Source organism: Micromonospora sp. CNZ297, assembly GCF_007827625.1.
In genome coordinates this window covers 153711-171698 of record NZ_VISU01000002.1, presented here as the reverse complement: position 1 = coordinate 171698, position 17988 = coordinate 153711, and the positions used below count along the sequence as shown (strand labels likewise).

Sequence of the window (17988 nt, the reverse complement as noted above, 5' to 3'; positions counted from 1 at the left end):
CGGAGTCCTACGTCGCGGGCGCCCGCACCGGAATCTCTGCTAGCCGTCGATGTCGTCGAGACGGCGGATCAGCTGGTCGAGCGACTGGCGCTGCGTGCGCACCGCGTGCTTCCACGCCGGGGCGTGGCCGCCCGCCTGGTGCAGCCAGGTGGCCAGGTCGCCGATGTGCATTTCGATCTGCGTGAGGGCGTTCTCGATCCGGTCGCGCAGCACCGCGTCGGGTGCGGACGGCTCGGGCACCGGTCCCGGGTCGTGCGGGTCGACGGCCGTTTCCGTGGCCTCCCCGTCGATCACTCGCACGTAGCCGGGGGCGTTGTCCGCGACCCACGCGGCCCGCTGCTGCGGGTCGGTGATGTACGGGTCGGGGGTGCCCCCCTCCCCGGCCGGGTCGGCCGGGGAGAGGGCTGAGGCGGCACCGGTCGGCGGCCGGGTCTCGCCCGCCGCGTCGTCCACCTCATCCGCCGGGGCCGGGTCGTCGGAGTCCACGGCGGCCGTGTCGACCTGCGGGGAGACCCCGGCCGCGCCCGCCCCCACGGGCGCGGCCGGGGCTGCGGAGGCGTCAACGGGACCGCTCGTGTCCGGCCCCTCACCGCCCGCATCTGCCGGGGCCAGGTCGCCAGCCTCGGCAGCCGTCATCGGCCGGGTGGACGCGTACCGCTTACCGTCCAGCCCGACAACTCGCTCAGGTGCGTCATCCGTCGCGCCTGCGTCCCGCAGGTCCCGGCGCACGGTCGCGTCGGAGGTGCCCAGCGCGCCGGCGATGGCCCGGGTCGACATGCCCTCGGCGTGCAGAGCAGCCGTCGCGGCCTGCCGTTCCTCCAGCGGCATTCGCAAGCCGCGCAGCTCCGCGTCGCAGTACGCCGCCCACGACGGGTACCCCAGCGCGAGGTCGGCGCGTCGCTGGAACGCCGTCTTGATCAGCGGCAACAGGTCGGTGACCCGGGCGCGGATCTCCGCGGTCAGCGCGCGGGCCTCGGCCTCGGTGAGCCGGTCCGGCGGCGGCGCCACGACGTCCACCGGGGCGGGCGACACCGGCCGGGCCGACTGCATCCACTCGGCCACCTCGGCGACACCACCCGAGGCGGGCGTGGCGGACACCGGGCGCGGGTCGTCGCCCGTGAGGGGCACCGGCGGCACGGGGCCGTCGGCGGTGCCGAGGTCGGCGCGGATGGCGTCGACCAGGTCGGCGACGACGTCGTCCGGGTCGGGCTGGTCCGGCGGCGAGGGAAGCTCCACCGCCGGACCAGCCGGCTCGCCTGCCTCAGCGGAGCCGCGATTCTCCGCGTCGGCTGCCGTCGCAGGCTCGCGCGAATCGGCCTGCGGTGCGGTTACCGGCCGGGCGTCGGCCGGGTCACCCGCTCGCGACTGCGGGTGCTGGCCCGGCCCGTCAGGTTGGGCGGCAGCGGTCGGTCGGACCGGTTCCTGACGGGCCGGAGTCTGCGGGGGCGAGGCGGGGGCGAGGCGGAACCACAGCACCGGCGCGCCGCGCTCGGTCGGGTCCACCTTGTCGGCGCGGCCCGCCGCGGCGAGCGCGCGCAGGTGGCGGGTGACGGTGGAGTAGCCCATGCCGGTCACCTCGGCGAGCAGGGCGGGGGAGATCGGTTCGTCGGTCGGGCCGGGCAGCTGCTGGTACACGACCTCGACGGGGGCGACCTTGGTCATCTCTGATCACGTCCTCTACGGAAGGGCTGGGGGTGGGGTGCCGGCGGTGGGGTCCGCCCGCGCGCTGCCGGATCAGCGGCCAAGGGCGGGCACCGCAGGCACCCCTGGGGGGAGGAGGGCTATCGGGCGGAGGCGGCGGCCAGCGCGAGGGCGGGCAGCGCGGCGGCCTCCATGTCCCAGGCGGCGTCGCCGTCGTCGAGGGTCTGCGCGGCCGAGGTGACCGCGTGCAGCACGCCCCCGGCGGTGACCTGTCCGCCCCGGATGAAGTGGTCGAGGATCGTGGTCTGCTGTGCCTCGGTGAACCCGAGCTTGCGGCTGACCGTGGTGATGACGCCCTGCGGGTCGGTGACCGACGCGTCGGCGGCCTGCTCCAGCTCGGCGACCTTCGCGGTGACGTAGTCCTTGTCGAGGAACGTCGCCACCGCGTCGGCGGTCTGCGCGGTCACCAGTTCCAGCGACTTGCGCTGCGTGTCCGCCGACCAGCGGATGACACCGGTGTCGAGCCGACCGCCGATGTGCACTTCCCGCATCGCGTCGCGGGTCATGGTCATGCCGTTGTTGCAGACCTCGACGACGATGCGCGGGGTGATGCTGAACGCGCCGTTGCCCGTCTCGGAGTTGGCGATCACGAACCCGGCGAACACGACCGGGTTATCGGTGCCGGTCCGGCCGCTGAACGGGGACCGGTAGCCGTCGAGCAGCTGCGGGGCGTAGACGGCGACGCCGGGGTGGGTGACCCGCACGTACATGCGCCGGTCGGTGAGGTCCGCGCTGATGTCCGGCATGTCGACGCCCGCCCGCTGGATGCCCTGCAACGCGGCCAGCAGAACGTCGAAGTTGTCGATGGTGCGGTACCGGTCGGACAGGAACGCGCGCAGCACGCCCCGGGACTCGACCGCGTCGGCGTCGCCGCGCAGCAGCCGCACCAGGTAGGAGTCGGCCGAGCGGGACAGCCAGCCGTTGACGTTGGCGTCGTACAGGTCGGGGGCCTCGGTGCGCAGCCGCCGCAGGTACTTGACCGGGATGCCCAGCTTCTCGGCGATGCCCTCGTCACCGACGCCGGTCGGCGCGTACCGGCCGTTGGGGTCGGTGACCCCGTCGTCGGTCAGGACCGGCGGGACGTCCCGCAGCCGCAGCGCGGCGCCGTCGAAGGTCATCTCCCGGGCCGGGACCACCAGGTCCAGGGCGCGGGTGCGCTGGTCGTTCAGGGCCGCCGCGAGGGCGGCGAGGTCGCTGTGTCGCAGGGTATCGGTCATCTCCAGTCATCCCCTCCGTGATGGCTTGGTGGGCTTCGGTGGCTTCGTGGGTTTCGGCGGCTTCCCCGGGTTCCGGGGCTGCGGGATGCTCGACGGGCGGGGTGCGCCGGTCGGCTTCTGCCAGGGGAAAGGGGTCACGCGGCGCGCGCCGTGGCCGGCAGGAACGCGGTCACGGGCACCGACAGTGCAGTGGCGATCAGCTCCAGGTCGTCGGTGGTGAACGGCATCTCGCCGGTCAGCCGCCGGCCGATGTAGCTCTGGCTCAGGCCGGTGGCTTCGGCCAGCCCCCGCTGGCTCATCCGGCGGCGGGCGAGTTCCACCCGCACGTTCTCCGCGATGACTTCCCTCAACCCGCCTGGCGGGTTAACTTCCTGCATGAGAGCTTTCTACCCGCATCCCCGGAGGTCTGTCAACCCGCTAGGCGGGTAGATGATGCAGGGATGTAAAGGATCAGGGGCAGGAGGTTGCGCATGACCCGCCTAGCGGGTCATGCTGTCGCCATGAGTAAGACGGGAACCGTGCGGCGGGGTCAGCTCCGCGAAGGCACCGCGGAGGAAATCCGCGTGCTGCTGGCTCGCCGCCGGATCAGCGCAGCCGAGCTCGCCCGTCGAGCCGGCATGAAGCAGAGCACCCTGGCCAGGCGGATGACCGGGGAGATCGCGTTCGACCTCGACGACCTGGAGGCGATCGCCGACGTGCTCGGTGTCACCATCCTCGACCTACTGCCCTCCGCTATGGTGCGTCCTAACAATCGTTAAGGCGTACAGGTCGGCACCCCCTCGGAGGCAGGCAATGGCTTCGGTGATCGTCAGCGGCGCGCGGACCCCCATGGGGCGCCTGCTGGGCAACCTCAAGGACCTCCCCGCGACCAAGCTGGGTGGCATCGCGATCAAGGCGGCCCTGGAGCGCGCCGGCGTCGCTCCCGAGCAGGTCCAGTACGTGATCATGGGCCAGGTGCTCCAGGCCGGCGCCGGGCAGATCCCGGCCCGGCAGGCGGCCGTCGAGGCCGGCATCCCGATGTCCACCCCGGCGCTGACCATCAACAAGGTCTGCCTCTCCGGGCTGGACGCGATCGCGCTCGCCGACCAGCTCATCCGGGCCGGTGAGTTCGACGTCGTGGTGGCCGGCGGCATGGAGTCCATGACCAACGCCCCGCACCTGCTGCTCGGTCAGCGCTCCGGCTACAAGTACGGCGACGTGACCGTCAAGGACCACATGGCCCTCGACGGCCTCACCGACGCCTGGGACTGCTGCTCGATGGGCGAGTCCACCGAGCGCCACGGCGCGAAGCACGGCATCACCCGCGAGGAGCAGGACGCGTTCTCCGCGGCCAGCCACCAGCGCGCCGCCGCCGCGCAGAAGAACGGCCACTTCGGCGACGAGATCACCCCGGTGGTCATCCCGCAGCGCAAGGGCGACCCGCTGGTGATCAGCGAGGACGAGGGCATCCGCCCGGACACCACCGCCGAGTCGCTCGGCAAGCTGCGTCCCGCCTTCGCCAAGGACGGCACCATCACCGCCGGCAGCTCCTCGCCGATCTCCGACGGCGCCGCCGCCGTGGTCGTGATGAGCAAGGCCAAGGCCAAGGAACTGGGCCTGACCTGGCTGGCCGAGATCGGCGCCCACGGCAACGTGGCCGGCCCGGACAACTCCCTGCACTCGCAGCCGTCGAACGCGATCAACCACGCCCTGAAGAAGGGTGGCCTGAGCATCGAGGACCTCGACCTCATCGAGATCAACGAGGCGTTCGCGGCGGTGGGCATCCAGTCCACCCGTGACCTCGGCATCAGCCCCGACAAGGTCAACGTCAACGGCGGCGCGATCGCGCTCGGCCACCCGATCGGCATGTCCGGCGCCCGCCTCGTCCTCACGCTCGCGATGGAGCTGAAGCGGCGCGGCGGCGGCACCGGCGCGGCCGCGCTCTGCGGCGGTGGCGGGCAGGGCGACGCGCTGATCATCCACGTACCGAACGGCGCCGAGAGCTGATTGTCTTGAACGACGCGAGTAACGCCCCGGCGGCGGCCACCGGCCCGGTGCGCCGCAGCCGGGACGTACCCATGCTGGTGGAACGGGCCCGCGCGGGTGACCCCCGCGCGGTGGCCCGGCTGATCACCCTGGTCGAGTCCGGCGACGAGGTGTTGCCGCAGGTGGCGGCGGCGCTCGCGCCGTACGCCGGGCACGCCCAGGTGGTCGGCCTGACCGGCTCGCCCGGCGTGGGCAAGTCGACGACCACGAACGAGCTGGTCCGGGCGCTGCGGGCGCGCGGTCACCGGGTCGGCGTGCTGGCCATCGACCCGTCCAGCCCGTTCACCGGCGGCGCGATCCTCGGTGACCGGGTCCGGATGCAGGACCACGCGACCGACCCGGGCGTCTACATCCGCTCGATGTCCAGCCGGGGCCACCTGGGCGGTCTCTCTGCGGCGACGCCGCAGGCGGTGCGGGTGCTGGAGGGCGCCGGCTGCGACGTGGTGCTCGTCGAGACCGTCGGCGTCGGGCAGGCTGAGGTGGAGGTGGCCTCGCTGGCCGACACCACGCTCGTGCTGCTCGCGCCGGGCATGGGCGACGCGATCCAGGCGGTCAAGGCCGGCATCCTGGAGATCGCCGACGTCTTCGTGGTGAACAAGGCCGACCGGGACGGCGCGGACGCCACCGTCCGCGACATCCAGGGCATGATCGCGCTCGGCGAGCGCGGGCCGGGGGAGTGGCGGCCGCAGGTGGTGCGCTCGATCGCCGCCCGCGCCGAGGGCATCGACGACATCGCCGCCGCGATCGACAAGCACCGCGACTGGCTGGAGCGCCACGGCGAGCTGCGCCGCCGCCGGGAGGCGCGGGCCGCCGCCGAGATCGAGGCCATCGCGCTGGGCGTGCTGCGCGCCCGGATCGGCTCACTGCGCGACGGTACGCAGCTCCCGACGCTCGCGGCCAAGGTGGCCGAGGGCGCCATCGATCCGTACGCCGCGGCGGAGGAACTGCTCTCCCAGCTCGGCTCCTGAGGCGCGGCCGGCCGGGTCGCCCCGGCCGGCCTCTCAGAGTTCCGCTTCGGTGAGCGGGTTGGCGGTTCCGGCGGCCCGGCTGACCGGGGCCGCCAGCATGCCGGCGATGGCGTCGGCGAGGAAGTCCCCGACGTCCAGCCAGCGCGGGTCCTGCCCGTCCTGTTCGGCGCGGGCCTCGACCTCGGCGGTGGCGGTCATGACGATGCGGGCGATCAGGGCTGCCCGGCCGGCCACCACCCCCGGATCGAGGTGCGCCAGGCGGGACGCCAGTGAGGCGCGGACCGGCAGGTCGACGAAGGCCGACTCGAACGCCTCGCGCATCAGCACCCGCAGCGTCGGGTCGTGCAGGGCCTGGGCGAGGAAACGTGCCCGCCAGCTCGGCCGGGGCAGGCCGGCGAGCACCGCCATGGACGGCTGTACGAGGCTGCGGACGTCGCCGAGCACCGAGTCGGGTTGCGCGGGCATCGCCCGGCGGGGTTCGGCCAGGGCGTCCATGTGCCGGGCGACCAGTGCCCGGAGCAGGCCCTCCCGGCCGCCGAAGTAGTACCGCACCGCGGAGTGGTTCGTGTTGCCCGCGACCTCGGCGATCCTGCGGTCGGAGACCTGCGCGATCCCGGTCTCGGCGAACAGGCGTTCGGCGGCGTCGAGCAGCGCGGTACGGGCCGCCTCCGACCGTGCCATGAACCCTCTCTTCCCCTGGACCGGCGCCCAGCTGTGGCGCAGGCCAAACCTAGTCGTTTCGTCTTCTGGGGGACGCGTCACCTACACTTCGTAAGTCACTTGACTTACGTTTGGCTGCCGACGCAGCCGTTGACCCCTCCGGAGCCTGCCTGTGCCGCCCTCCACCGACCCGGCGCCCGCCGAGCCGACCGCCGCCGACCGCAAGGAGCGGATCATCCGCTCGGTCGCCCTCTTCGTCATGCCGTTCCTCATGGTCACGATGATGTTCGCGACCTACGTGGGAACGATGCACTCGCCGCACCCCCGCCAGATGCCGGTGGCGGTGATCGGCAGCGGTGCCGAGGCCCAGGGCGTCGTCGACGCGTTGAACGCCGCAGCCGGCGAGCCGGTCGAGGCCCGGCTGGTCGCGTCCCGGGACGCCGCCGTGGAACTCCTGCGGGACCGGGAGATCAGCGGCGCGTTGCAGCTCCCGGTGGCGGGTTCGGACCAGGCGACGATCATCACCGCGTCGGCGGCCGGCGCCTCCCGCGCCGGCACCGCGCAACAGCTCCTCGCCCCGGTCGCCGTGCAGCAGCAGTGGGCGTCCACCACCGAGGACGTCGCGCCGCTGCCCGACGACGACCGGGCCGGCATCTCGGTGCTGTTCGCCGCGATGGGCATGATGCTCGCCGGCTACGTACCGCTGAGCATGCTCCTGATGGCCACCCCGCACCTGCTGCGCCTGCGGCGGTTCGTTCCGCTGGCGGCCGGCTGGTCGGCGCTGACCAGCACGATCATCTGGCTGATCCTCGGACCCGGTGTGGGCGCGGTCGACGGCCACTACCTCACGTTCCTCGGCGTCGGCATGCTCACGACCGGTGCCGTCGGTCTCGCCCAGCTGCTCTTCACCAAGGTGATGGGGCCGCTGGCGGTCCTGCTCGGGATGCTGTTCTTCGTCGTGCTCGGCATGCCCGCGTCGAACCTGGCGCTGCCGGTCGACACGATGCCCGGCTTCTTCCAGTTCCTGCACGGGGTGCTGCCCCTGCCGGCGGCCGGTGAGGCGCTGCGGTCGGCGCTCTACTTCGACGGCCGGGGCATCGGCGTCCACCTGCTGACGCTCGCCGCCTGGATCGTCGCCGCCGTGCTGCTCTGCCTGCTCAAGGAGCGCGGCGGGGCGCCGATCCCGCAGGCGCCGCAGGTCGACGGCCCGGACACGCCGCTGCCCGCACTCGCCGGCGGCCCGCCGCGGTCCAAGCGGTTCCGGTACGTGACGGTGGCGGCGTTCCCGCTGAGCATCCTGGTCGCCGTGGTGGGCTTGATGAGCTTCTCCATGCACAAGCCCGAGCCGCACGACATCCCGGTAGCCGTGGTCGCCGCCGTCCCCGAGCAGGCGGAGCAGGTCGCCGCCGGCCTGCGGGCCGGTCTCGGCGGGGTCGCCGACGTCTCCGTGGCCGCGTCGGTGGACGAGGCGAGGGAGCGCATCCTCGCCCAGGACCTGGTCGCCGCGTACGTGCTGCCCACGACACCGGGCGGCGAGGCCACCCTGTACTCGTCGTCGGCCGCCGGTTCCAGCCAGCACATGATGGTGCAGACCATGTTCCGCCAGGTCGCCGCCGGGCAGCAGACGCCGCTGGCGGTCACCGACGTGGCGCCGCTCAGCAGGACCGACACGATGGGCAGCAACAGCCTGTACGTCGGCATGTCCTGGATCATGTCCGGGTTCCTGATGCTCGCCGTGCTCCGGGGCGGGGCACCGCACCTGCGGCGGCTGCGCCAGTTCCTGCCGATCCTCGGCGGCTGGGCGATCGGCATGGCCACCTGGCTGTGGCTGCTGTTCGACGTGATCATCGGCGCGGTCGACGGGAGCGCCCTGGAGATGATCGGTTTCGGGGCCCTCACCATCTTCGCCGTGTCGTCGGTGACCGGGGTGTTCACCCGCACCTTCGGCCTCGCCGCGATCGTCCCGATGATGGTGGTGCTGATGATGGCCGGCGTACCGGCCTCCGGCGGCGGCCTGTCGATCTACATGGTGCCGGAGTTCTTCCGGACGCTCCAGGGCGTCCTGCCGCTGCCCGCCGCCGTGGACACGGCCCGGTCGCTCACCTACTTCGACGGCGTCGGCGTCGCTCGGAACCTCGCCGTCGTGGCGATCTGGGCAGCGGTCGGCCTGCTGCTCAACCTCGGCGTCGACTGGTGGCTCCGGCGCCGGGAGCGGACGGCCGGCGGAACCGGGCCGCACCCGGCGCCGGACACCTCCGGCGGGCTGGACGGGATCGTCGGCGAGCCGGCGCCGGCCGGGGCGCGCTGAACCGGGCTCCGTCCGCTGCGGAACGCCCGCGCCTAGTACGCTCGCACCGCCCCACGCCGTCGGCGCGGGGCGGTGCGACGGGTGGGAGAGCATGGCTGACGAGGCGACCCAGGAACTGTCGATCACGCCGGACGCGGTGGCGGGCGGGACCACGCACGTCTCCGACGAGGTGGTGGAGAAGATCGCGGTGGCCGCCACCCGCGGGGTGCCCGGGGTGGCCGAGCTGGGCGGTGACGTGGCCCGGTTCTTCAACGCGGTGCTCGACCGGGTCGGGCTCGATCAGGTCGGCGACGCCCGCCGGGGCTGCTCGGCCCACGTCACGAACGGCGCGGCGGTGATCAACCTGGTCCTCGTGATCGCGGCCGGTCACCCGGTTCCGCAGGTCACCGACGAGGTGCGGGCCGCTGTCGCGTCCGCCGTCGAGGCGTACGGGCTGCGGGTCGACGAGATCAACATCAAGGTCGACGACGTGGCGATGGGCTCGCCGCCTCCTGCCGCCTGACCCTGCCCCTCCGGCGGGCAGACGACCCGTACCGTTGTTCCCAGCGGCGCGAGGCCGCCGTGCGTCGGGAGGTTCGCCATGCCGAAGGCTGTCTCGTTCGCTCCAGTGCGAACCGTGAGGGCGTACGAGGGGATCGTCCGGCAGGTCGAGGAGCGGATCGCCGCCGGCGATCTGCGGCCGGGGGACCGGCTGCCCAGCGAGCGCGAGCTGACGACCCAGTTCGACGTCAGCCGGTCGACCGTGCGTGAGGCGCTGCGCGTGCTGGAGAGCAGCGGCCTGGTCCGCTCGCGCCCCGGTGACCCGCTCGGGCCCCAGGTGATCGCCTCGACCGCCTCGGCGATGCGCAAGCTGTTCGCCCGGGTCGTGGACAGCCGGCGGCTCGGCGTGGCGGAGCTGCTCCAGTTCCGCATGATCATCGAATCGGCGGCGGGATCGGTCGCGGCCCGGCAGGCGTCACCGTCCGAGTTGGACGAACTGGAGCAGGCGCTGGCGGGCATGCGGGACGCGGTGGCCGACGGCTACGAGGCGTTCAGCGCGGCGGACGTCCGCTTCCACGAGCACGTCGCCCGCCTGTCCGGGAACGAACTTCTGGTGCTCTGCCTCGACGCGGTCCGCAGCATGGTGCTCGATCTGATCTCCACGAAGCTCGCGGAGGCCCCGGATCGTGAGGCGCTGATGGAGCGCACGCTCGCGCACCACCGCCGGGTCATCGACGCGATGCGCGCGGGCGAGGCCGACGAGGTGGCCCGGCTGACCCGCCAGGAACTGCACCACTACTACGCCGAGTACGTGCCGGAGGCGCGGCGCTCGATGGTGGACGTATTGCTCTGAATCCGCCTGATGTGGCCTGACCTCGGATTATCCGAGGCGGCCATCAGCTGAGCAGGCTCTTCCCTTCAACTGGTCTGACCAGTAGCCTCCCCCACATCTCGTCGTGTACCACGGGGGACCACCAGTTGCCCAATGCATCGACCGCCCCGGATCGGGGCGGAGGTCGCACCGCTTCGCATGGGAGAAGCTGCATGAAGTCGTCCAGATTCGCCGCGCTCGCCGCGGCAGCCCTGGTCTGTCCGGGACTCGTGCTCGTCGCGTCGCCCGCGTCGGCCAACCCCGCCGCCGGCGCACCGGGTGCCCACAACGCCATCACCGACGTTCCCGGCATCCAGGTCGGCCAGGTCCAGTCCGACACCGCTCCGTACCTGACCGGCACCTCGGTCGTCTACATGCCGCAGATGTCCGTGGCGAGTGTGGACCAGCGTGGTGGCGCCCCCGCCACCAAGGAGACCGACCTGCTCAGCCCGCTCAACTCCAACCCGGGCGTCAACGCGATCCAGCTCGGCGGCAGCAGCATGTACGGGCTGTCGGCCACCAACGGCATCATCCGCTGGCTGGAGGACCGGGGCGAGGGCGTACGCGTCGGCGCCGGCGGCGTGGCCCCGATCGTGCCGGCCGCGGACATCTTCGACCTCGGCCGTGGCGGCGACCCGAAGGCCCGCACCTCCGCCGAGTGGGGTTACCTCGCGGCACAGGCCACCTCGGACGGTCCGGTTCGCCAGGGCGGCGTCGGCGGCGGCACCGGCGCCCGTGGCGGCGGCATGCGCGGCGGCGTCGGCACCGCGAGCGTCCACCTCGGCGACGGCATCTACGTCGGCGCGATGGTGATCGTGAACCCGGCCGGCTCCCCGGTCGACCCGGCCGACTGCACCCTGTACGGCGTCAAGTACGGCATCGGCAACGAGTTCGCCGGGTACAAGGCTCCCAAGAAGAAGGAGTGCAACCCGCCGACCCCGCCGGCCGCCGCCGCCGAGCAGCCGGCCAACACCACGATCGCCGTGGTGGCCACCAACGCCCCGCTGGAGAAGGCCGCCGCGCAGCGCATGTCCGGCAACGCGCACGACGGCATGGCCCGCGCGATCAGCCCGATCCACACGCTCGGCGACGGCGACACCGTGTTCGCGGTGTCCACCGGCAAGGGCGAGGCGCTCCAGATCAACGACCCGGCCGACAGCCGCCAGCTCAACGCCATCTTCAACGCCGGCGCCAGCACGCTCGCCCGTGCCATCGCCAAGGCGGTCCTCTCGTCCGAGAGCATCGGCAACACCACCAGCTACTGCGACCGCTACCCCTCGGCCTGCAAGGGCATGAAGCAGCTCAAGCAGTGGCGTACGCAGGGCAACGCCCCGGACGTGACGCCGGAGACCTTCGCCCAGGCGACCCAGGCGCTGGCGCAGATCCCGGTCCCCGCGCCGGCCGGTGCCGACAAGGGCAAGGACAAGGGCAAGGGCAAGCCGAACGCCGCTCCGGCGGGCAACACCACGAACGACGCCGGTCAGGAGTCGCAGAACGGCATGGTTCTCGCCTCCGGCAACACCGGTGGCCCCACGCTCTCGACGGGCGTGACCACGGGCCTGCTGGCCGCCGCCGTCCTCGGTGTCGGCCTGCTGGGCATGCACCTGCGGGGACGTCGCCGGGCGCCGTCCACCCGGCTCAGCTGACACACACGCTGTCTCACCTCGCGCCGGCACAGTAGGCGCGTGACGATCGAGGCGGGTTCCGTCCACCCGGACGGGGCCCGCCTCGCGTCGTTCCCAGGTCGCCGGCCGGTGGATCGTCCGCGCCCGGCATGACCGTCGATCTTGGAGTTGTGGCACCTCGCGCAGCTCGCATACAGGGCATCCCAGGCGCTACAACTCCAAGATCGACGGAGGAGGGCGTTCAAAGCCGAGCCACTTGGCAGCACGTCAGCCCTTCGGTGTGCCGAGGGAGCGGGAATGAGCTGCCCTCGGCAGCTCGTTGCGTCGCGCTGGCGCAGAGCACGGAGGCCACACCGTAGGGCTGGGCGTGGTCGTCGACGGGGCGGAACGCGTACACCCGAGGTTCAGCCCTCGCTCGGCAGTGCGTTGTGTCGACGCCCCGAGCCCTCGGGCACGCAGGGTTTCACGGAGGCGACACACCTCGACTGCGTCAGTCCACTGCGCACCGATCACGGCTCCCGGGCAACCCCGGCCCTCCTGGACCCTCGATCTTGCACTTGGTGTCCCGACGAACGGGGTCAAATCCCCCGCACCAGGGGCAGCAAGTGCAAGATCGCGGGGAGGGGGAGGGGGAGGGGGAGCGGGGAGGGGGAGCGGGGGAATGACAGAAGGACCTGGTGGGCGGGAGCCCACCAGGTCCTTCTGTGCGTGGTGCTGGGCTACTTCTTGGACACCTTGGTGACGTCGAAGGACTGGGTCACCGCGTCCTTCGGGTAACCCTCGACGCCGTCGCGGATCACCGCGAGGTTCGGCAGCAGGAACAGCCAGTCGCTGGCGGCCTCCTGCGAGATGACCTTCGCGGCCTCGGCGAACTTCTTGTCCCGGGTCGCCGCGTCCAGAGCCGTGTCGGCCTCGTTCATGAGCTGCGTGACGGCCGGGTTCTTGTAGCGGTAGTAGTACTCCGGCTGGCCGTAGCGGACCAGGTCACGCGGCTCGACGTGGGCGATGATCGACAGGTCGTAGTTGGCCTTGCCGAGCACCTTGTCGAGCCACTGCGGCATCTCGACGTTGTTCTGGGTCACCTTGATGCCGACCTCGGCGAGCTGCGAGGCGACGAACTGCGCGGACGCGCGGGCGTAGCCGGGCGGCGGGACGTCCATGGTCAGGGTGAGCCCGCCTGCGTGGCCGGCCTCGGCGAGCAGCTGCTTGGCCTTGGCGGGGTCGTGCGGGAAGTCCCCGGTGCGGTCCTCGTACCAGGGGTCGCTGGGCGGCACCATGCTGCCGATCTTCGTGCCGTAGCCGGACCAGACGGTCTTGATGAGCGCGTCGTGGTCGATCGCGTGGCGGATGGCCTGGCGCACCCGGGCGTCGGCCAGCGGGCCCTTGCCGTTGTTCATGGCCAGGACGACCTCACCGGTCGTCTTGCCCTCGACCACCTCGAACTGCTTGTTGCCCTTGAACACCTCGAGCAGCTGCGGCGCCTGGATGTTCGCCACGATGTCGAGCTGGCCGGAGAGCATCGCGTTGTTGAGCGCGTTGGCGTCGGTGATGTACCGGAAGACGGCGGTGCCGACCTTCGCCTTCTCGCCCCAGTAGCCGTCGTTGCGGACCAGGGTGATGCTGTCGCCGCGGTTCCACTTGTCGAACTTGAACGGGCCGGTGCCGTTCGGCTTCGTCCCCAGGTCGGTGGCGTTCTCCTTGAGCACCACGCCGACGCGGCCGGCGACGTCGAACAGCCAGCTCTGGCTGGGCCGGGACAGCGTCACGTCCACTGTGGACGCGTCCGGCGCCTCGACGGTCTTCACGACTGTCATCTGCGACTTGAACGGGTTCGTCGAGCCCTCGGCGGTCACCCGCTTGAAGCTCCACACCACGTCCTGCGCGGTGAGCTTCTGGCCGTCGTGGAAGGTCACGCCGTCGCGGAGCTTGAACGAGTACTTGGTGCCGTCGTCGGACACCTTCCACTCGCTGGCCAGCAGCGGCTCCACCTCGCCGGTGTCGGCGTTCTGGCGCACCAGGCCCTCGTACACGTTGTAGAGCAGGACCTGCGGGATCGCGGCGCCGGCCTCGGCGGTCAGGTCGAGGCTCACCGGCTCGAGGTAGGCGCCGAGGGTGACCGTACCGTTGCCGGAACCACCGCCGGTGGTGGTCTTCGAGTCGCCGTCGCTACTGCACGCGGTCAGAGCCAGCGCCGTGGCGAGCAGCACGGCGGGCAGCGTTATCTTCAGCCGATTCATTCGTGTGTCCCATCGCGAAGAACGCCAAGGGCGCTCGTAGCCTGTGAGGCGGGACACTATGAGCGTGCTACCCGATGCAAAAGGGCCAGTTCAGCGGGGTCGGCAGGTACCAATCAGCGCCGGACTACCGCGCCACGCGGAACCCGGTGTTGCCACTTGAGGAGTCAACGGTGGTCCGACTCCGTGCTGCCACGCGGTAACGGTTGCAATAAGAGTCGTGGCACAGGTACGAACCACCCCTGATGACGCTCTCACCTGGTGAGATACGGCCGCGGCGGTCGCGCCAGGGTTCGGCCGTGAGTTCCCAAACGTTGCCCGCGACGTCGTACAGGCCGTAGCCGTTCGGCGGAAACGCGGTCACCGGAGAGGTGCCTGCGAACCCGTCTTCAGCGGTGTTGACAGCAGGGAAGGCACCCTGCCAGATGTTGCACAGGTGCCGCCCGTCCGGGGTCAGCTCGTCGCCCCAGGCGTAGCGCGCCTGGGACAGGCCGCCGCGCGCCGCGTACTCCCACTCGGCCTCGGTGGCCAACCGGGTGCCGGACCACAGGCAGTACGCCTCGGCGTCCCGGTGGGAGACGTGCACGACGGGGTGCCGCTCGCGCCCGCGTACGTCCGAACCGGGCCCGTCCGGGGCGGCCCAGTGCGCTCCCTCGACCGCCAGCCACCACGGCGCCTGCGGCACCGACGCGTCCAGCACGTACCGGTGCGCGGACGGTGCCAGCAGCAGGTGGAAGACGAACGACCAGCCGTACCGTTCCGCGTCCGTGCGGTAGCCGGTGGCGTCGACGAAGCGGGCGAACTGCCGGTTCGTCACCGGTGTCGCGGCGATCGCGAACGGGGCCACAGCCACCGGCCGGACCGGTCCCTCCAGGTCCTCCGGGAAGCCCTCCGGGTCGTCGGTGCCCATGAGGAAGGTGCCGCCGGGCAGCGCGATCAGGTCGTCCGTACCCCGGAATGGTGAGCGGACGGCGCTCGCGCCCGCCGCGGCGCCGGTGCCGGCGGCGGCGGGCGGGCGTCGCGGCGCGCAACACGGCGACGGCGGGGGAGTGCCCCCGCCGTCGCCCGGATCGACCGGTTCGGTGCTCACATCCGTGTCACGCCGGCAGGGCGTCCGCCTGGTACGCGCCCTCGCCGATGACGGCGGCGACCGCGTCGCCGAAGTCCTCGGTCGACATGCCCATCTCCGGCCCGCGCATGGCGCCCAGACGCGGCAGCACCGCCTTCACCCCGTCCTCCAGGCAGCGGGCCGCCTCGGGGTGGCCCAGGTGCTCCAGCATCAGCGCGGCGCTGAGGATCGAGCCCGCGGGGTTGGCCCAGCCGCGGCCGGCGATGTCCGGCGCGGAACCGTGCACCGGCTCGAACATGCTCGGCGCCGACCCGGTCGGGTTGAGGTTGCCGCTCGCGGCCAGGCCGAGACCGCCCTGCACGGCCGCGCCCAGGTCGGTGATGATGTCGCCGAACAGGTTGTCGGTGACCACGACGTCGAACCGCTCCGGCTGCGTCACCAGGTAGAGGCACATCGCGTCGACGTGCACGTAGTCCACCTCGATGTCCGGATACTCCGCGGCGACCTCCTCGAAGGTCCGCTGCCACAGGTCGCCGGCGTACGTGAGGATGTTCGCCTTGTGCACCAGGGTGACGTGCTTGCGGCGGCTCAGGGCCAGCCGGAAGCCGTGCCGGATGAGGCGTTCGACGCCCTTGCGGGTGTTCACCGACTCCTGGGTGGCGATCTCGTCCGGCCCGCCCCGGTGGATGAAGCCGCCGGCGCCGACGTAGGCGCCCTCGGTGTTCTCCCGCAGGATCACCAGGTCGCACTGCTCCGGGCGGAGCCCGCCGATGGGCGTGGGCACGCCTGGCAGCAGCTTGACCGGCCGCAGGTTCACATACTGGTCGAACGCGGTCCGCAGGTGGATGACCAGGCCGCGTTCCAGCACGCCGGGCGGCACCGACGGGTCACCGACGGCCCCGAAGAGAATGGCGTCCGCCTTGGCCAGTTCCTGTTCCACGTCCGGCGGCACGACCTGGCCGGTTATCCGCCAGTAGTCCGCGCCGAGTTCGTAGTCCTCCCAGACCAGGTCGATCCCGAACCGTCGGGCGGCGGCGTCGCACGCCTTGACCGCCTGCGCGGTGACCTCCGGTCCGATGCCGTCGCCGGGCACCAGCGCGATTCGCTGGGCGCTCATGAGTCCACCCCTGTCCGCGTGCAGGAGACCGTCACCTGCCATCGCCCGGCCAAGCGTGGCGGGAACGGGCCCTCCGCAACAGGTCCAGGTCTCCGGCTAGGCTAGTACCAGCGGGACGCACAGGGCGTGTGCAGGGCGTACGACGACGGGACGAGGCGAGACCCCCGCGGGAGTGGGAGGTCGAGGTGGCGGATTTCCTGCTGCCGGTCAACCCGCAGAGCACGGTTCCGCTCTACGAGCAGATCATCACCGGGCTCGAGGACGCCATCCTCGCGGGGCAGTACGACGACGGCCCGCTGCCCAGCACGCGCCGCCTGGCCGAGGCGCTCGGCGTCTCCCGGAACACCGTGCTGACCGCGTACGACCGGCTCATGGAGCAGGGTCTGATCGTGACCGTCCCGCGGCGCGGTCTCTACGTCTCCTCCGACGCGGTGGTGCGGATGCGGGCCGCGCGGCGGACCGCCCGCTCGCCGATGCAGCCGATCGACTGGGAGGCGCGGCTGCCGGAACCGCCGCCCACTCCGGTGCACCGGGATCCGGCCTGGGCGCGGGCGCCGTTCCCGTTCGTGGTCGGCCAGCCCGACCCGTCCATGTTCCCGATCGGCGCGTGGGAGCGGGCGCAGCGTGAGGCGCTGCGGCAGGACGGGCTGTCCCGGGTCATCGGGGACGCCGGCCAGGCCGACGACCCGGAACTGGTGCGTCAGCTCTGCGAGCACGTGCTGCCCGCGCGCGGCATCTCCGCCCACCCGGACCAGGTGATGATCACGCTGGGTTCGACGCACGCGCTGCACCTGCTGGCGAGCGTCCTCGTCCGGCCGGGCAGCGTGGTGCTCGTCGAGGACCCCGGCTACCCCGACGCCCGGACGATCATGCAGATGGCCGGCGCCGACGTGGTGCCCGGCCGGGTCGACGAGGACGGCCTGGTCGTCGAGGACCTGCCGGCGGACCTGCACGGCGCCCAGCTCGTGTACGTCACGCCGAGCCACCAGTACCCGACCGGCGCGACCATGTCGGCGTCCCGGCGTGAGGAGCTGCTGCGCCGGGCCGGGGCGGCGGACGCGGTCGTGATCGAGGACGACTACGACCCGGAGATGACGTTCCGGGGGATGCCCGCGGTGGCGGTGCGGGCGCTCGACGACGAGGACCGCGTGGTCTACCTCGGCAGCTTCAGCAAGCTGCTGGCACCCGGGCTGCGGCTCGGCTACGTGGTGGCGTCCCCGGCGCTCGTGGACGCCATGCGGGCCCGCTCCCGCTACGTGCTGCGTCACCCGCCCGGCCCGATGCAACGCGCCCTCGCGCAGATGATCGCCAGCCGGGACCTGGCCCGCCACGTGCGCCGCGTCCGCGCCCACTACCAGGGGCTGTACGAGGAGATGGTGCGGGCGGTCGAGCGGCACGTGCGCTGGGGACCGCAGCCGGTGCCGCGCGGCGGGCTGGCCCGCTGGATCACCGGCCCGCCGGGGCTGGACGCCGGAGAACTGGCCCGGGAGTTGCGCCGCCAGGGCGTCCTGCTGGACCCGGGCGCGCCGTACTGGGCCACCCGGCCGGCGCCGCGTCACCACCTGCGCCTGGGGTACCAGGTGATGCCGCTGGACCGCATCGAGGAGGGGGTGCGGCGGGTCGCCGCGGCCGTAGAAGACCAGGTCCGGCCACGGCTGGTACCCCCACCGACCCGGAAACTGGACGTTCCCCTCCGAGGGCGGAGTTCGTAAC

15 protein-coding genes are annotated in these 17988 nt (G+C 72.3%); 8 read left to right on the top strand and 7 right to left on the bottom strand.

The window, feature by feature from the left end; translation table 11 throughout:
• Positions 1-39: 39 nt before the first annotated feature.
• From FB454_RS04110 to FB454_RS04100, 3 genes are all read right to left on the bottom strand, one after another.
• Positions 40-1662, bottom strand: coding sequence for a hypothetical protein (locus FB454_RS04110; RefSeq protein ID WP_145822500.1), 1623 nt, complete (start codon positions 1660-1662; stop codon positions 40-42).
• A 119-nt stretch (positions 1663-1781) separates the two neighbouring features.
• A complete protein-coding gene (locus FB454_RS04105; protein ID WP_145822499.1) occupies positions 1782-2918 on the bottom strand; it encodes a DUF932 domain-containing protein in 1137 nt (378 codons plus the stop codon).
• A 134-nt stretch (positions 2919-3052) separates the two neighbouring features.
• Positions 3053-3295: a helix-turn-helix domain-containing protein gene (locus tag FB454_RS04100; RefSeq protein ID WP_145822498.1), complete on the bottom strand. Its 243-nt coding sequence runs from the start codon at positions 3293-3295 to the stop codon at positions 3053-3055.
• 123 nt (positions 3296-3418) lie between these two features.
• On the opposite strand from FB454_RS04100, the gene FB454_RS04095 reads away from it, so the two are divergent.
• Genes FB454_RS04095 through meaB form a run of 3 tightly spaced genes read left to right on the top strand, consistent with a single transcriptional unit; the run spans position 3419 to position 5911 of the window.
• Positions 3419-3676 (top strand): helix-turn-helix domain-containing protein, encoded by a 258-nt coding sequence (locus tag FB454_RS04095; RefSeq protein WP_145822497.1) that lies wholly within the window; start codon positions 3419-3421, stop codon positions 3674-3676.
• 34 nt (positions 3677-3710) lie between these two features.
• Positions 3711-4904 (top strand): acetyl-CoA C-acetyltransferase, encoded by a 1194-nt coding sequence (locus FB454_RS04090; RefSeq protein WP_013288221.1) that lies wholly within the window; start codon positions 3711-3713, stop codon positions 4902-4904.
• 5 nt (positions 4905-4909) lie between these two features.
• Positions 4910-5911 carry a methylmalonyl Co-A mutase-associated GTPase MeaB gene (gene meaB / locus FB454_RS04085; RefSeq protein WP_013288220.1) on the top strand — a complete coding sequence of 334 codons (1002 nt, stop codon included), beginning with the start codon at positions 4910-4912 and terminating at the stop codon, positions 5909-5911.
• A gap of 33 nt (positions 5912-5944) precedes the next feature.
• On the opposite strand, the gene FB454_RS04080 is transcribed toward meaB, so the two are convergent.
• Positions 5945-6592 (bottom strand): TetR/AcrR family transcriptional regulator, encoded by a 648-nt coding sequence (locus FB454_RS04080; RefSeq protein WP_013288219.1) that lies wholly within the window; start codon positions 6590-6592, stop codon positions 5945-5947.
• A gap of 151 nt (positions 6593-6743) precedes the next feature.
• Here FB454_RS04080 and FB454_RS04075 point away from each other — a divergent pair, with 151 nt between their 5' ends.
• From FB454_RS04075 to FB454_RS04060, 4 genes are all read left to right on the top strand, one after another.
• Entirely contained in the window at positions 6744-8879 is a 2136-nt protein-coding gene (locus tag FB454_RS04075; RefSeq protein ID WP_145822496.1) for a DUF3533 domain-containing protein, read from the top strand.
• Between the two features lie 91 nt (positions 8880-8970).
• Positions 8971-9381, top strand: a complete 411-nt coding sequence (locus FB454_RS04070; protein ID WP_013288217.1) for an Asp23/Gls24 family envelope stress response protein — start codon at positions 8971-8973, stop codon at positions 9379-9381.
• Between the two features lie 114 nt (positions 9382-9495).
• Positions 9496-10212: a FadR/GntR family transcriptional regulator gene (locus FB454_RS04065; protein ID WP_225319458.1), complete on the top strand. Its 717-nt coding sequence runs from the start codon at positions 9496-9498 to the stop codon at positions 10210-10212.
• Positions 10213-10403: 191 nt separating this feature from the next.
• Complete coding sequence (locus tag FB454_RS04060; protein ID WP_145822495.1) at positions 10404-11876, top strand: P1 family peptidase; 1473 nt, start codon at positions 10404-10406, stop codon at positions 11874-11876.
• A gap of 698 nt (positions 11877-12574) precedes the next feature.
• Here the strand turns inward: FB454_RS04060 and FB454_RS04055 are convergent.
• The 3 genes from FB454_RS04055 to FB454_RS04045 all read right to left on the bottom strand — a co-directional run bounded on the left by FB454_RS04055 (position 12575) and on the right by FB454_RS04045 (position 16275).
• On the bottom strand, positions 12575-14092 hold the full coding sequence (locus tag FB454_RS04055) for an ABC transporter substrate-binding protein (RefSeq protein ID WP_145822494.1): 1518 nt from the start codon (positions 14090-14092) through the stop codon (positions 12575-12577).
• Between the two features lie 124 nt (positions 14093-14216).
• Entirely contained in the window at positions 14217-15179 is a 963-nt protein-coding gene (locus tag FB454_RS04050) for a formylglycine-generating enzyme family protein (RefSeq protein WP_071097935.1), read from the bottom strand.
• A 7-nt stretch (positions 15180-15186) separates the two neighbouring features.
• The gene (locus tag FB454_RS04045; RefSeq protein ID WP_071097937.1) at positions 15187-16275 is read right to left on the bottom strand and encodes a 3-isopropylmalate dehydrogenase; all 1089 of its coding nucleotides are present in this window, start codon (positions 16273-16275) and stop codon (positions 15187-15189) included.
• A gap of 185 nt (positions 16276-16460) precedes the next feature.
• On the opposite strand from FB454_RS04045, the gene pdxR reads away from it, so the two are divergent.
• Entirely contained in the window at positions 16461-17987 is a 1527-nt protein-coding gene (pdxR, locus tag FB454_RS04040) for a MocR-like pyridoxine biosynthesis transcription factor PdxR (protein WP_013288211.1), read from the top strand.
• Position 17988 lies beyond the last annotated feature (1 nt).